This window comes from Candidatus Ornithobacterium hominis (assembly GCF_951229915.1).
In the GTDB taxonomy this organism is placed as follows: Bacteria; Bacteroidota; Bacteroidia; order Flavobacteriales; family Weeksellaceae; genus Ornithobacterium; species Ornithobacterium hominis.
Genome location: NZ_OX579588.1, coordinates 52,527 through 68,546, shown reverse-complemented (window position 1 = coordinate 68,546; position 16,020 = coordinate 52,527). Strand labels below are relative to the sequence as shown.

14 protein-coding genes are annotated in these 16,020 nt (G+C 36.4%); 5 read left to right on the top strand and 9 right to left on the bottom strand.

The window, feature by feature from the left end:
• Positions 1-65 precede the first annotated feature (65 nt).
• Together QOX03_RS00335 and QOX03_RS00330 are read left to right on the top strand one after the other, a co-directional pair.
• Complete coding sequence (locus QOX03_RS00335) at positions 66-764, top strand: 3'-5' exonuclease (RefSeq protein WP_283671027.1); 699 nt, start codon at positions 66-68, stop codon at positions 762-764.
• The gene (locus QOX03_RS00330) at positions 764-1,249 is read left to right on the top strand and encodes a YkgJ family cysteine cluster protein (protein ID WP_283671026.1); all 486 of its coding nucleotides are present in this window, start codon (positions 764-766) and stop codon (positions 1,247-1,249) included. Before QOX03_RS00335 ends, QOX03_RS00330 begins: the two co-directional genes overlap by 1 nt.
• A gap of 54 nt (positions 1,250-1,303) precedes the next feature.
• Here the strand turns inward: QOX03_RS00330 and QOX03_RS00325 are convergent, their stop codons facing one another.
• The 9 genes from QOX03_RS00325 to QOX03_RS00285 all read right to left on the bottom strand — a co-directional run bounded on the left by QOX03_RS00325 (position 1,304) and on the right by QOX03_RS00285 (position 12,365).
• Positions 1,304-2,179 (bottom strand): TPM domain-containing protein, encoded by an 876-nt coding sequence (locus QOX03_RS00325; protein ID WP_283671025.1) that lies wholly within the window; start codon positions 2,177-2,179, stop codon positions 1,304-1,306.
• Entirely contained in the window at positions 2,082-2,570 is a 489-nt protein-coding gene (locus QOX03_RS00320) for a TPM domain-containing protein (protein ID WP_283671024.1), read from the bottom strand. Before QOX03_RS00320 ends, QOX03_RS00325 begins: the two co-directional genes overlap by 98 nt.
• A complete protein-coding gene (locus QOX03_RS00315; RefSeq protein ID WP_283671023.1) occupies positions 2,551-3,162 on the bottom strand; it encodes a LemA family protein in 612 nt (203 codons plus the stop codon). The genes QOX03_RS00320 and QOX03_RS00315 overlap by 20 nt, the downstream gene beginning before the upstream one ends.
• Before the next feature lie 73 nt (positions 3,163-3,235).
• Positions 3,236-3,364, bottom strand: a complete 129-nt coding sequence (locus QOX03_RS00310; RefSeq protein ID WP_283671022.1) for a hypothetical protein — start codon at positions 3,362-3,364, stop codon at positions 3,236-3,238.
• Between the two features lie 322 nt (positions 3,365-3,686).
• Positions 3,687-4,967 carry a M64 family metallopeptidase gene (locus tag QOX03_RS00305; RefSeq protein ID WP_283671021.1) on the bottom strand — a complete coding sequence of 427 codons (1,281 nt, stop codon included), beginning with the start codon at positions 4,965-4,967 and terminating at the stop codon, positions 3,687-3,689.
• Positions 4,968-4,979: 12 nt separating this feature from the next.
• A complete protein-coding gene (locus QOX03_RS00300; protein ID WP_283671020.1) occupies positions 4,980-7,106 on the bottom strand; it encodes a S9 family peptidase in 2,127 nt (708 codons plus the stop codon).
• 318 nt (positions 7,107-7,424) lie between these two features.
• Positions 7,425-8,543, bottom strand: coding sequence for a DNA polymerase III subunit (locus QOX03_RS00295; protein ID WP_283671019.1), 1,119 nt, complete (start codon positions 8,541-8,543; stop codon positions 7,425-7,427).
• A gap of 60 nt (positions 8,544-8,603) precedes the next feature.
• Entirely contained in the window at positions 8,604-10,253 is a 1,650-nt protein-coding gene (pgi, locus tag QOX03_RS00290) for a glucose-6-phosphate isomerase (RefSeq protein WP_283671771.1), read from the bottom strand.
• Between the two features lie 78 nt (positions 10,254-10,331).
• Complete coding sequence (locus tag QOX03_RS00285) at positions 10,332-12,365, bottom strand: M3 family metallopeptidase (protein WP_283671018.1); 2,034 nt, start codon at positions 12,363-12,365, stop codon at positions 10,332-10,334.
• Between the two features lie 237 nt (positions 12,366-12,602).
• Between QOX03_RS00285 and nadA the strand changes: the two genes are divergently transcribed.
• From nadA to nadC, 3 genes are read left to right on the top strand one after another with little or no spacing between them, the layout of a single operon-like run.
• Positions 12,603-13,598: a quinolinate synthase NadA gene (gene nadA, locus QOX03_RS00280; protein ID WP_283671017.1), complete on the top strand. Its 996-nt coding sequence runs from the start codon at positions 12,603-12,605 to the stop codon at positions 13,596-13,598.
• Positions 13,595-15,169, top strand: coding sequence for an L-aspartate oxidase (gene nadB, locus QOX03_RS00275; protein ID WP_283671016.1), 1,575 nt, complete (start codon positions 13,595-13,597; stop codon positions 15,167-15,169). Before nadA ends, nadB begins: the two co-directional genes overlap by 4 nt.
• On the top strand, positions 15,166-16,020 hold the full coding sequence (nadC, locus tag QOX03_RS00270; protein ID WP_283671015.1) for a carboxylating nicotinate-nucleotide diphosphorylase: 855 nt from the start codon (positions 15,166-15,168) through the stop codon (positions 16,018-16,020). Before nadB ends, nadC begins: the two co-directional genes overlap by 4 nt.

The window sequence follows — 16,020 nt, the reverse complement described above, 5'->3', positions numbered from 1 at the left end:
TATAGTGAGTATACAAATTAAATGCCATGATTTAAATCATAAAATTTTTTAAGGCTTAAAAAAATATGCTTAGTAAAATCAATCCAGCAAACATTCTATTCATCGATATCGAGACTGTGCCGCAAGTTTGGGGTTTTGAAAACTTGCCAAGTGTTGCCAAAGATTTATTTGATCAAAAAACTCATTGGAAGCAAAATCTTCATGAGAAATCGGTAGAAGAAATTTATAACGAAACTGCTGGTGTTTTAGCTGAATTTGGGAAGATTGTTTGCATCTCATGCGGCATCATAACTCCTGAAGCTCAATTTCGGGTCAAAAGTTTCTACGGCGAAGATGAGAGAAAAATTCTCTCCGATTTTTGTGATTTGCTCCATACACATTTTAGCAAAAATAAATCCTTGCTCTGTGCACATAACGGGAAAGAGTTTGATTTTCCATTTATTGCTAGGCGTTTAATCATTCACGGAATTTCTTTGCCCAGGATTTTACAAATTCAAGGTAAAAAACCTTGGGAAATTCAGCATTTAGACACTTTAGAATTGTGGAAATTCGGAGATTATAAACATTACACTTCAGTCCATTTGTTGGCGCATGTTTTGAATATTCCTTCACCAAAAGATGATATTTGTGGTGCCGATGTAGCACAAGTTTATTATCAGGAAAAAAACATAAATCGTATCAAACGCTATTGTGAGAAAGATGTTTTGGCGGTAGCGCAAATCTTTAGACGTTTTAGGAATGAGGAACTTTTAAACTTAGAATAATGAATTTAGAAGAATACCAAAAAAAAGCCATCAGCAAGCAGCCCGAGCATGAAAAATTCTTGAATTGGCTCAAGCGCAACAAACCCAAGAACTTAGACCGCATTGCTGAAGAAAAACACGATGAAGTTTTTGCCAAAATCGATTGCCTTTCTTGTGGCAACTGCTGCAGAACTACCGGGCCGCTCATCACGGCGCAGGATGTGAAAAAAATGGCAAAAGCTGTGAACTTGAGCGAAAAAGATTTTGAGGCAACTTATCTAAAGATAGATGAAGACGGTGATATGGTTTTTCAATCTATGCCATGCCCGTTTTTGGGTGAAGATAATTATTGTTTCATCTATGAAAATCGCCCAAAAGCTTGCCGAGAATTCCCCCACACCGACCGAAGAAAATTATACCAAATCAATCACTTAACGATAAAAAATACGGTAATTTGCCCTGCTGCATATCAAATTGTAGAGGAGCTGAAAGAATTTTATTCTTAATTTTTTTAAGGCTTATAAAATTTTAGGAATAAAATTCTTCTAGAGCTTTCTTTTTTACCACCCTCCGCTGGCGCCTCCACCGCCGAAGCCACCGCCTCCGAATCCACCAAATCCGCCTCCGCCGAAGCTTCCACCCCTGCTGCTCCCGAAGCCACCTGCTCTTGGGATCCAAACAGAACGTCCAAAGTCGGTGAAAATGACATCTCTACTACTTCTCTTCTTTCCATTTCCGCCTCCTCCGCGGTGATTTCTAAATATGAAATAGAGAAAAAGAATTATAAATAAAATAATTATAATGGAGTTGAAACCGTCTTCATTTTGGGGGCTTCCATTTCCTTCTTCTACAAATTTTCCTTCTAGGATATTGATAATTGCATCCGTTCCTTTATCAAGTCCTGCGTAATAATTTCCTTGCTTAAATTTAGGGATGATGTAGTTATAAATAATTCGACGGCTCATGGCATCGGTCATGAATTCTTCTAGCCCGTAGCCGTTTTGAATGGAGATTCTACGCTCTTGTTGACTGACTAAAATAATGAGCCCATTGTCTTTTCCCTTTTGCCCTATGCCCCATTTATGTGCCCAATTTGCGGCTAATTGATTTTCGTCTTCGCCTTGGAGACTTTTGATAAAGACAATGATAATTTGAGTAGAGGTTTCTCTTTCATAATCAATTAGTTTCTGATTAAGGCGTTGTTTTTCTTCTGAATTGAGTAGAATGCTCTCCGAGTAATCAAAAATCAAACTTTGGTCGCTGGTCGGTTTTTCTGGAATATCGTATTGCCCCCAAAGGCTGATGCTTGAAAAAATAAAGACAAAAAGTGATAAAATTTTATTCGCCATAGCTGATTTCATCGGGTAGCTCATTTCTATCATCAGATTGATATGGGAAATGTTTTTTAAGTCTTTCACCCACATCCAAAATTCCATTAATTAAACCTTCTTTCATCTGCCCTTTTATAAAGAATTCTTGCATTTTATCTTTGGTCTTTTCCCAAAAGTTTTCTTCTACTTTTTGGTTGATGCCTTCATCTCCATAGATGGCAAAGCTTCTTGACCCTAGCGACAAGTGAATCAACACGGCATTTCGTTCTTTTGTTTGATGCATTCGGAGCTCGTTAAAAACAGCTTTAGCTTTTTCTAAAGCATCTTTATCCGCTTCTCTGCTAATGTGTAAGCGTATTTCACCACTAGTGAGGTTTTCTGCCTCACCAATGGCTAAAATAATTTCTTTTTCTTCTGCGGTCGAGAACAAAAGCTCTGGAGATTTTTCTGCGTTTTTATCAGGCATTAGCTTTAACTTAGCCTTTATTGAATTCATCTCGAACACTTGGCGCTACTTCCGCTCCGCTTACAGAAGAGAATGGAGCTTTTGGGCTGAATCCAAAAATATTTGCCAGGAGATTATTGGGGACTTTACGAACTTTGTTATTGTATTGATTTACAGCTTCATTGTAACGTGTTCTAGAAACGTTAATGCGATTTTCTGTGCCCTCAATTTGTGCATTTAAATCACGAAATTGCTCTGTTGCTGTCAATTGCGGATAATTTTCTTGCAAGAAATTCATTCGCCCCAAAAAGGATTGATTTAACTCATTCTGAGCTTGTTGGAATTTTTGAATATTTTCTGGTGTTAATTCATTTGCCGTCAAATTAATCGACGAAGCTTTGGCTCTAGCCTCTATCACATCAGTCAAAGTTCCTCGCTCAAATTCTGCTGCATTTTCTACTGTTGCTACCAAATTCCCAATCAAATCATATCTTCTTTGGTAATCTGCTTCCACATTTGCCCAAGCACGCGCTACGTTCTCATCTTCACTTACCAGCTTGTTATAAACACCTGAACCCCAAATAAGTGCTAAAACGGCAATCGCCGCAATTACTACACCTATTCCTAAACATCCTTTATTCATAATTTTATTTTTTTTTAGAAAAAAGCACCTCAATCAGAAATTGAAATGGCTTTGATTTTTATAATGTTTTAGATTAAAAGTTTTTCCCGATTTTGAAACTTATTTTGCTAGAAATCGCATATCCTCCATCAACGTCATTGCAGAGTTTTTTTATATTTTCATCTCTCACCAATGAAAACAGTTCTTTTACTTCTGCTCTCACAAATCAATTATTTTGCAATTGACATTCATATTCTAAGTCAGAAATTAATAACATGTTGTAATATTTTTTAGGAACGTAAGAAACGTCTTTATAATTTTTTGAAACTTGATTTCCATTTTGAATAATTTTCTCTGAACCTTTTCAGTAAACAATGCTTTGCTAATTATATCCTAAAGATACATTGAAGGTTAAAATGGAGAAAATTAATAATAAAATGTTTCTTTTCATGTTATTCACTATTTAAAATAACGTTCAAAAATAAAAAATCATCTATTCTGTTAAATATGATTTTTATCATTAAAAATTTTACCTGCCAAAATCCTCACTTTTTATAAAATTCAATATGTTGGCTAATGGCATCAGAGCATACGGGGCAAAATCCATCTGCCTCGTTAGATTTCATTCGGCAATCTTGCACAGGGCTGTAAACTCCTTTTGCTGTGTATCCACCGCCTTCAAAAACACCTACTTCATTACTGTATTTTTTTGCTCTAGGCGTTGGGATAGGTGTAGTTCTTTTAATTTTATCTCTCCATTTTTTATCAAAATCAACTAAGGTCGTTAAGTTCGGTTCCCAAGGCTCTACATCTAGCGGATAATATTCTGAACCTCCAAAAGACGCATCATAATATTCATCTCCCAAACCTACGAATCCATGCCCAAACTCGTGTACAAAAACTTTGTCAGATAATTCATGATCAGATGATACTAAATTCATTACATTATAAAATCCACCACCACCATATCGGCTGGTATTTACCAAAACATAAATTTGATCATAGGGAATATTAGCTGCGATATCGGCAATTTTGAAATTGGAAAATGTCGTCAAATATCTTGGCTCGCCAAAAGTATAAAATTTAGAATTTAATAAAGTGTTCTTATACACATTTTCGCCAGGAATGTCCGTGCCAGATTCTTCCGAAGGACTTTTTATGGCAATAATATTGAAATCTTTTTGATGCTGCGTAAACGGAGGAATCGTGAACATATAATTTACCAATCTTTCGGTATCTTTTATAAATTTTGGCATTTCTTCTTCCGTATATCCCTCAGGAATGATGACAATATCTACTTTATTTTTTGCCAGCCCATTTTGTTGAATAATATGAGTGGGGTATAATTTTGGCTTTTCTCTGATAATCGTAAAATCATTAGGGTCAATATTTTGATTCATGACAGTTTCAAACCGACCTTTTTTATTTCTTTTTTGAATTTCAATCATGATTTCATGCTTCGGAAAAGGTATCTGAATAGAATTTTCAAAAGCTTTTTGAATGGATTTAGCTTCGTCTGTCGCTTGCCATTCTTGAAAAATCGGGCTAAATCCTTTAGAGAAAATTAATCTTTGCGTTGCTTTATCATACGCCAAAATTTTGAACTCGCCATAATCTGGGGAAAACAGCTGAGACGATGTGCCACCGCCATAGTACGGCTCTTTTTTCAGTTGATGAATAATAGCATTTTCTGATTTGTGACTACCATAAATCAAGAAATCTATCCGTAAACTTTCTTTTTGGAAGTAATCTTCGTAATTAACATTTTGAGCTGATAGAAAGCTGAAAATTAAAGTTAAAAAGAAGGAATTAAGCCATTTTTTCATTCTATATTTAGATTAAAGTTTTTTCAAAATAAAATTTGTTATTTTTTCGTATAAATGCCTTCGGGTGTTTCCGCCATAGATACCATGATTTTTGTCAGGATATAGCATATACTCAAAATCTTTATTGGCTTGAATCAGCGCTTCTGCAAACTGCATTGCATTCTGCACATGCACGTTATCATCTGCCGTTCCGTGAATCAGCATGAAATTTCCTTTCATTAAATCTGCATAATGAATTGGCGAATTTTTGTCATATCCATCAGGATTTTCTTGTGGCGTTTGCAAAAATCTTTCGGTATAAATCGTATCATAAAAACGCCAATTGGTAACAGGAGCCACTGCGATGCCTGTTTTGAAAATATCGGCACCTTTGGTCATCGCCAGCGACGTCATATAACCTCCAAAACTCCAGCCAAACATCCCGATTCGGTTTTCGTCTATATAATCCAAATTTCCAAAATATTTTGCTGCAGCCATTTGGTCTTCAATTTCATAATGACCTAAATTTTTGTACGTAATTTTCTTAAAATCAGAACCTTTACCGCCAGTTCCACGATTGTCTACACAAACTACAATGTAGCCATGATTTGCCAAAACTTGAAACCACCAGAAATTAAACCCACCATGATTGTACAGCACCTGCTGCGAACCTGGGCCACCGTATAAATACATGAAAAGTGGGTATTTTTTGTTCGGGTCAAAATCTTTTGGTTTAATCATATAGGTATTCAACTTTGTTCCGTTCACTTCAATTTCTTCGTAAATTTTCGGCTGAGGTTGCTTCAAATCCCAATAATTTTGAGCCGTTTGGTTATCCTCCAAAATTGATAATCTTGCTCCATTTTTTCCACTATTTAAAGTATAAACAGGCACTCGATTTGCTGCGTCATTCGATAAAATAAAATACGCAAATGATTTGCTGAACGTTGCATTGTTTACCCCTTTTTGGTTAGCCAAAGTAATTTTCTTTTTGCCGTTTAATCCCACCGAATAGACTCCGCGGTAAATGCTTCCTGGTTCGGTGGACTGGAAGTAAACTCGTTTATTTTCAGGGCTATAGCCATAAAACTCTGTAACTTCCCAATTCCCTTTAGTGATTTGATTTAGCAATTTCCCATTATCTGCATAGTGATACAAATGGCGAAATCCATCTCTTTCAGAACTCCAAATGAAACTATTATCAGCTAAAAATTCCAGCGTTAAATGATCGGTTTCAATCCAAGCTTTATCCGTTTCGGTAAATAATTTTTCCTTGTTTAAATTTTGCGTGTTTACCATCCAGAAATCCACATGATTCTGATGACGATTAGAAACCAAAACAGCTAAATCATTTGTTTTTTTACTAAACTGGATTTTTGGCACATAAAAATCTTGATAGTCAGATAAATCAATATTTTTTAAGGCTTTAGAATTTAAATCAAAAATATGAACAGACGCCACGGCATTCTTCTCACCAGCTTTTGGGTATTTAAACTTTAATTCGCTGGGGTACAGGTTTTTACCATAAATATCTACATTCATTTCTGGCACTTCACTTTCATCTAAACGAATGAATGCAATTTGATTGCTGGTGGCGTTCCAATCAAAGGCTCGAACGAAACCAAACTCTTCCTCATACACCCAATCGGTAACTCCATTGATGATTTTATTTTTCTCGCCATCGCTCGTAATTTGCGTTATTTCCCCATCGGCTAAATTCTGAAGATATAGATTGTTTTCAAACACAAAAGCCACTTTTTCTCCATCGGGTGAAAGCGTGGGCTCTTGGATTTTTTTACCCTCAAAAACCAAAGTTTCCGTTTGATTTTTCATGTTATAAAGCGTGTAAATCGCTTTTTTGGAATGTCGAAAAATAGCTTCAGGTTCTGTTTCTAAAATCAAAAAAGACTCATCATTATTGAAGAAGTAATTGGCATAATTCCCAGATTTAATGGTTTCCACCTTTTGGAAGGTTTTGTACGAATATTTATCAATTCCTATATCAGACATTACGGTGTAATGTTCGCCATCATTCATAGAAATTCCACCCTGAATCCCTTGTGGATAATACTGATATTGAAACAATTCATTCAGAGTGAACTCTTGAGCGTAAAAAAAACTCATTACATTCAAAATCAGAAGGGGAAATATTTTTTTCATCGTTATTTTCTTTCTAAAAAATCAAATATAAGCATTTCATTATTCATTTCGCCAAAGTTTGATTTACTGGGCATTAGAACGTGATAGATTGATTTTTACTAAAAATTTTTTAAGGCTTTAAAAATTTAATCAATAAGTGCAACCTTTGGAAAAAGGAAGCCAGTGAAATCTTTGCTGCCTTGTTAGGCTATATTTTCCAGAAAAATATGATTTTAATCTAATTACTGAAAAATATGTGGAAAACGAACTCAATTTTTAGAAACTCAAAAATCAAAAGACTCTTTTGACGTGCTAAGCATCAGTCCCAGGGCAAAGAATTCATGTGATTTCATGAGACTCTTTTTTGTGGATAAAACGTATCAAATGAATTCCTAAGTCGAGAAAAATAATTTTGCTGTTCCCGTTTCTTTCAATTTGCAAAGCCGCTTGGTTTAACTCCTCAATTATTAATGAAATATTCTCGCTGTGTACAAATTTGGAGAAATTACCCCATTTGAAATTATTCAAACTCAATGGCTGATAAACTAATTCTCCTGCGGCATAATTTTCTAGCAAAGCTTGTCTGAAAACTTCAATGCAGAATTGAATGAATTGTTTTTGTTTTTCTCGGCTATAATTAGCTAATTCTAACGACCAATCACTGATTTGTAGTAAAACCGAAGCGTCTTTTTTTGCTTTAAATGCATTTCGTACCCAATCAATCAGCAAAATTTCAAAATCTTGGGTATCGTGATTGAGATTTTGTAAAGCCAGCCGAACGTCGCCGTGGGATTTGTGTGCAATAAAGTGTGCCTTTTTCTCATCTACCTCATAGGTCTTGATTAAAATATCAGCCACCGCCTCATCACTCAAGCGTGGAACCTGAATCAACTGGCATCGAGATAAAATAGTGGGTAACATTTTGTCAGCATTTTCAGTCACCAAGATGAAATGCGTCTGTGCAGGTGGCTCTTCAATTAACTTCAGTAGCTTATTTGCGGTAGAAACATTCATGTGCTCGGCAAGCCAAATCAGCATAATCTTTTTACCCCCTTCATAACTTCTCAGGTTGAGCTTACTGATGATATTTATAGATTCATCTACGCTGATGAAAAGTTGCTTTTTTTCTGCTTCCAAAAAATCCATCCAATCGATTAGTGTACCGAAAGGCTGAGATGTGAAAAAAGTTTTCCATTCTTTGCCAAAATCATCTGAAATGGAATTTTTTTTCATTTTCGGAAAAGGGTAACTGAAGTGATAATCAGCGTGTTGCAATGTGTCTACTTTGTGTGTACACTTCTTATCCTCTGGCGAGCAGAGCAAGCCTTTTGCAACCCAATGCGCCAAAGCCAAAGTGCCATAGCCAGACTTTCCGTTTAGAATGATTGCGTGGCTCAGCTTATGATTGCCAATAGCATTGGTTAATTGTTTTTTTAAATCCGAATGTAAATTTTCCATGCGGTGAATGCAACGTTTTTTTAAAGCTTTATTTAAATTTTTTTTTAAGGCTTAAAAAATTTATTCTCTCATGGCTAAAAAAGCATTGATTAAACCCTTGGTAGAGCTATCTTGCGAAGAAATCTTTTCATTACCATTGAGCTGGGGGAGAATACTTTTAGCCAACTGTTTTCCTAATTCGACTCCCCATTGGTCAAAACTGAAAATATTCCAAATGATACCTTGCACAAAGATTTTGTGTTCATACAATGCAATTAATTGCCCCAAAACGTTCGGTGTTAATTTTTGGTACAAGAAAGAGTTCGTTGGGCGATTGCCTTCAAAAATTTTAAAAGGCTTTAAAAATTCCATTTCCGCTGTTGTTTTCTTTTCTTTTTCTAAATCTTCCATCACTTCAGCTTCTGTTTTGCCAAAAGCTAAAGCCTTGGTTTGTGCGAAAAAGTTAGCCAATAATTTTGCCTGATGGTCTCCCAACGAGTTGTTAGATACTGCCCCAGCAATAAAATCTGCTGGAATCAATTTTGTGCCTTGATGAATCAGCTGATAAAAAGCGTGTTGCCCGTTGGTTCCTGGTTCGCCCCAGATGATGGGGCCGGTTTGGTAATCAACTGGTGCTCCATTTCTGTCTACAGACTTTCCGTTGGACTCCATATCGCCTTGTTGTAAGTAAGCCGCGAAGCGATGCAAATACTGCTCGTAAGGTAAAATGGCGTAAGATTCTGCTCCAAAAAAATTATTGTACCAAATCCCGATAAGCCCCATCAAAACAGGAATATTCTTTTCAAAATCAGTGTGCTGAAAATGTTGGTCGATTTCATAAGCTCCTTTTAGTAGTTTCTCAAAATTCTCGTAGCCCACGGCTAGCGAAATGCTGAGCCCAATTGCGCTCCAGAGCGAGTAGCGGCCACCGACCCAATCCCAAAATTCAAACATGTTTTCTTCGGCAATTCCAAAATCGGTCACGCCTTTTTGGTTTGTTGAAAGGGCTACAAAATGCTTAGCAACATCAGCTTGGGTTGCATCAGAATTTAAAAACCAATTTTTGGCACTTTGCGCATTGGTCATCGTTTCTTGCGTGGTAAAGGTTTTGGAAGCGATGATAAAAAGCGTTGTCTCTGGGTTTAATTTTTTTAAAGTTTCGGTGATATGCGTTCCATCTATATTAGAAACAAAATGAGCGTTTAGCCTAGTTTTGTAAGCCTTCAGGGCTTCTACCACCATCACAGGGCCTAAGTCCGAGCCACCAATGCCAATGTTTACGATATCCGTGATTTCTTTTCCTGTAAAGCCTTTATGTTTTCCTGAAATGACTTGTTGCGTGAATTTCTTCATTTGAGCACGAACTCTCTCAACTTGAGGAACGACATTTTCCCCCTCCACCGTTACAGCACGTTCCCCGAAGTAGCGTAAAGCCGTATGTAAAACTGCTCGGTTTTCGGTTTGATTGATGTGCTGTCCACCAAACATTGCATCAATGGCAGGCTTAAGCTCACATTCGTTGGCTAAATCAATCAAAAGCTGGAGCGTTTTTTCGTCCAAACGATTTTTGGAATAATCAAATAATATTTCATTCAATTGGATATGAAATTTATCAAAACGATTTTTATCTTCATTAAACCAATCGCGGAGATGTTTATTTTTAATACTTTGAAAATGATTTTCGAGTTTATTCCAAGCTTGAGTGTGTGTCGGGTTAATATTTTGCATGATTTTTTTAGGCTTAAAAAATTTTTTTTAAATAAATTTCATTCAAATATAAAGGTAATCAACTATGCGCAAAATAAATAATTATTGAGCTAAAATCCCTGCTCTTTTTAGCAAAGCGTTGATATCGGGTTCTTTCCCACGGAATTCAATGTATAATTTCATGGGGTCTACCGTTCCGCCAGCGCTCAGGAGGCGATGAAATTTTTGAGCTGTTTCGGTATCAAAAATGCCATTCTCTTTGAATAATTCAAAAGCATCCGCATCCAAAACTTCTGCCCATTTATAGCTGTAATAGCCAGAGGAATAGCCTCCTTGGAAAATGTGTGCAAAAGAAGTGCTCATGTTTGTTCCGCTAATTTTGGGGTAAACTTGTGTTGCTTCAAAAGCTTGATTTTCGTAAACATCAACATCGTCAATAGAACTTGGGTCTGTAGCATGCCAAGCCATATCCAATTTCCCGAAACTGATTTGCCGAACGGTCTGGTAAGCTTCCATGAACTGAGCTGATGCCGTAATTTTATCGACCAATTCTATGGGGATCATTTCTTTGGTTTGGTAATGTTTGGCGAAAAGTGCTAAAGCCTCTGGCTCGTAGCAGAAATTTTCCATAAATTGTGAGGGGAGCTCCACAAAATCCCAATAGACATTGGTGCCTGCCAGCGATTCATATTGGGTTTTAGCAAGCAAAGCATGAAGCGCGTGCCCAAACTCATGGAAAAGTGTTGTGACTTCATCAAAGGTCAATAAACTTGGTTCATTTTTAGTTGGTTTAGTGAAGTTACAAACGATAGAAATTTGAGGGATTTTATGCAAATTATTTACAAAAGAGCCATCACGGAAAGAAGTCATCCAAGCTCCTGCGCGCTTGCCTACTCGTGGGAAGAAATCGGCGTAAAAAATGCCGATGCATTCTTGTGCTTTGTTTTTAACTTCAAAAACTTTCACATCGGGGTGGTAAACTTCAATCTTATTATTCGGAACAAATGAAATTCCGTATAATTTTTGAGCAATGGTGAAAGCTCCTTCGGTCACTTGATTTAATTCAAAGTAAGGTTTCAGCTCTTCGTCGCTCAAGTCAAAGCGTTGCTTTTTTAGTTTCTCAACGTAGAAAGCATGGTCCCAGGGCATTAAATCTTCGATGCCATCTATTCCTTTTGCAAAATCGGCTAAGTTTTCAATTTCCTTTTTTGCCAAAGGATAAGCTTTTTTGAGCAATTCAGCCAAGAAATCATTTACTTTCTCTTTAGATTTAGCCATTCGCTCATCTAAAACGAAATCCGCATGCGTTTCAAATCCCAATAATTTAGCTCGTTGAAAACGCAACTGAACGATTTTTTTGATGATTTCTGTATTATTTTTATCATTATTTTGGAAGGCTTTAACTCCGTTTGCTCGGTAAATTTGTTCTCTCAATTTACGATTTCTTGCAAACTTCAAGAAGCTGAGGTAGCTCGGCATTTGCAGTGTGAAAACCCAACCGCTCAAATTTCGACTTTCCGCTTCTTCTTTAGCCGTTTCTAGAGCGAAATCGGGCAAACCTTCTAAATCAGATTTATTTGTTATATGTAGTTGGTAATCATTGGTTTCTGCCAATAAATTTTGCCCGAACTGAAGGCTCAGCATAGCCAATTCTTTGCTTATTGTTCTCAGTTTTTCTTTATTCTCGCTAGACAATAAAGCTCCATTTTTTTTAAAATTTTTATAGCTTTTTTCCAGTAGCATTTGAGCTTCGTTGTTCAAGCTCAAGCTTTCTTTTTCCTCAAAAACTTTTTTTACTCGGGCAAAAAGCTGCTCGTTGAGCAAAACATCATTACTGAAATCAGACAAAATTGGCGAAATTTCTTGTGCGATTTGCTGAATTTCATCATTGGTTTCTGCTGAATTTAAATTGAAAAAAATTGAACTGATTCTGCTTAAAGCTTCTCCACTCAATGCTAATGCTTCTATCGTGTTTTCAAAAGTGGGTTCAGCTTGATTTTCAGCAATATTTTTGATCTCTAGCCTTGCGTTTTTAATAGCGCGTAGAAAAGCGGGTTTGAAGTCTTTAGTCTCAAAAGCTGAAAAAGGAGGAGTCTGGTATGGTGTAGAGAAAGGTTGGTTTAATAATGGGTTCATATTTTTAAAGGCTTAAAAATTTTTGGAATAAAATTTAACAAAGCAAAAGTCTATAAAAATAAAATTACTTCAAAAAAAATCAAAAAGATTTCGGCAACGTAAAGGAGCTTTTTTTGGCAAAACTTTTTTGCAATCATAACTTTATTTCTTGAAGCTTTCTGCTTTTAAAAAATAGTGAAAAAACAGTCATTAAAAAATTTTTTTAAGCCTTAAAAAAAAAGTAAATTTAGCATTGATATGATGAATATAGAAGATACCTTAGCCAAGAGAGGCTACCTCAACAAGGAAATACCTGAAGGTCTTGACCTGAGAAAGGAAATCAATCGGCTGAAAGAAGAAAAAAATGCAGTGATTTTAGCTCATTACTACCAAACTGCAGAAATTCAGGAACTCTCAGATTTTTTGGGGGATTCTCTTCAGCTAGCTAGGGCGGCGCAGGGAACTGATGCGGAGATTATCGTATTCTGTGGAGTTCACTTTATGGCAGAGGCGGCTAAAATAATCAATCCAACCAAAAAGGTTCTACTTCCTGATTTATTGGCTGGTTGTTCCTTAGCGGATGCTTGCTCTGGCGAGGCTTTGATGGAGTTTAAAAATCAACACCCTGGCGCTGTGGTGGTGACTTACATCAATTGTGATGCTGGGACTAAAGCGGTGAGTGATTACATTGTGACTTCATCTAATGCAGAGCATATCATTGCCCAAATTCCAAAAGAACAAAAAATTATTTTTGCTCCTGATAAGAATTTAGGGGCTTACTTGAGTAAAAAAACGGGTAGAGATATGATTCTCTGGGATGGGAGTTGTATTGTTCATGAGGCTTTTTCATTAGAGAGGATTGCTCAGCAGTTGGCAGAAAACCCAGGGGCAAAACTCATCGCTCATCCTGAGAGCGAACCGCCAGTATTAGAAGCTGCTTCATTTATTGGGTCAACATCTGCATTGCTTGATTTCGTTGAAAAAGATGCTGCAGAAACCTTTGTTGTAGCTACTGAAGAAGGGATTTTGCATGAGATGAAAAAAAGAGCACCTGAAAAAAAGTTAATACCAGCATTTCCAGAAGATTATTCCTGCCAGTGTAGTGAGTGTATGTATATGAAAAGAAATACTATAGAGAAACTTTACCTCTGCCTTAATTATGAGAAACCAGAAATTATAATGGAAGAAGAGTTGAGAGTTCAAGCTTTAGAGCCTATTGAAAGAATGCTGAAAATGAGCGAAAAAATTAAATGATGACAGATGTTTTAGTCATTGGCTCTGGGATTTCTGGGTTGACTTATGCCCTTAAAGTTGCACAAGCCTTACCTGAAACGAAGATTACTATCGTGACGAAAGGCAATAAAGATGAGTCTAATACCAAATATGCACAAGGTGGAGTAGCTATTGTTTCTGATTTTGATAAAGATAGTTTTGAAAAACATATTGAAGATACAATGCGTGCTGGCGATTATATGAATGAAAGAAGTGTTGTGGAAATGGTCATTCGCCAAGGGCCAGAGCGATTTAAGGAATTGGTAGAGTGGGGCGCAAGGTTTGATGCTAATGATAAAGGAACTTATGATTTGGGAAAAGAAGGCGGCCACACAGAGAATCGAGTGGTTCACCACAAAGACATCACTGGCTATGAAATTGAACGAAGCCTCTTGGCTATGATTGAAATCACGCCTAATATTGAATTACTACCTCATCATTACGTCATTGACTTAATTACAGAACATCACCTTCTACAGCAGGAACTAAATATAGATGATATAAATTGTTTTGGTGCTTATGTTTTAGATATTCATACCAAAAAGATTAAAAAAATGACTGCTAAAGTGACCCTTTTAGCAACGGGAGGCTTAGGGCACGTTTATAAAAATACAACCAACCCTATCATCGCAACAGGAGATGGAATTGGATTAGTGTATAGGGCCAAAGGTAAAATTAGTAACATGGCCTTTGTTCAATTTCACCCCACGGCGCTTTATGATGATAAAGATGGGCGATTGTTTTTAATTTCTGAAGCGGTGAGAGGCTTTGGTGCAAAACTTCGTACGATGAGCGGAGAAGAATTTATGCATTTTTATGACGAAAGAGAAGAGCTGGCATCTCGCGATATTGTATCGCGGGCGATTGATGATATAATGAAAAAAACAGGGGCTGAGTACGTGGGCTTAGACTGCAGGCATTTAGACCAAGAAAAATTTTTAAACTATTTCCCCAATATTTTTCAAGCCTGCATAGAAAGAGGAATAAATCCGTTTGAAGAGTTAGTTCCCGTAGTGCCGGCACAACATTATTTATGTGGAGGAATTGATGTAGATAAAGATGGAGCTACTAGCATTCACAATTTATTTAGCGTTGGGGAATGTACCAATACGGGTTTACACGGGGCAAACCGTTTAGCTTCGAATTCTTTACTAGAAGCACTGGTTTTTGCACATAATGCAGCGAAAGCAAGTATAATAAAGTTAAAACAAAAGAATTTTGATTTAGGAAAAATTACTGCCGTTCCAGATTGGAACCCTGCTGGAGCTAGCATCCCTGATGAGCTAGTAGTATTAAAGTTTCTTCGGGAAGAACTTCAGTCGATAATGAGTGATTTAGTCGGTATAGTAAGGTCTGATTTCCGATTGAAATTAGCTTTGGAAAAAGAAGAACAAATCTATAAATCTGTGAAGAAAATTTATAAATTTTCAGTGCTCTCTCCACAGCTTTCAGAGCTAAGAAATTTAGTCAGCTGTGCTTATCTTATTATTACAGATAGCCTTAGGCAGAAAGAAAATAGAGGAGCTTTTTATAATAAAAATTTAAATCAATGAGACCAGAATACGTTTCAAATCAAGCCTTAAGTCATTTCATCAAAGAAGCTTTAGCCGAAGACATCGGGAGAGGAGATTACTCTACCCTTGCCATTATGAGCGAAGAAGTAAAAAACCAAGCTCAGCTTTTAGTAAAAGATGAAGGAATCATCGCAGGCGTAGAGTTAGCAGAATATATATTTAAATTCTTTGACTCTTCAGTTCGTTTTGAAAAATTGATAAATGACGGCTCTTTTATAAAAAAAGGTGATGTTGCATTCATTGTAGAAGGTTCAGCGAAAAGCATACTTCCCGTAGAGCGATTAGTTTTAAATTGTATGCAGCGGATGAGCGGAATTGCGACACTCACTAATTTTATGCAAGAGAAAATCAAGCATACAAAAACTAAACTTCTAGATACTAGAAAAACAACCCCCAATTTTAGAGTCTGTGAAAAATGGGCTGTAAAAATAGGAGGAGGAGAAAATCACCGTTTTGGTTTATTTGATATGATTATGCTCAAAGACAATCATGTTGATTTTGCAGGAGGCATTGTTCCTGCAATTCAAAGAGCAAAAGAATATTTGAAACAAAACAAATTAAACCTAAAAATTGAAATTGAAACTAGAAATTTAAAAGAAGTCAAAGAGGCTTTAACTCAAAACCCTGATCGTATTATGCTAGACAATTTTAATATAGAGCAAACCAAGGAAGCCGTTGATAGAATTGGAGGAAGAATAGAAATAGAATCTTCGGGAGGGATTACAATAGAAAATTTAGTAAGTTATGCAGAAACAGGCGTTGATTACATTTCCTCTGGTGCATTGATTTATTCTGCGAGAAGTCTAGATTTAAGTTTAAAGGTAATTTAG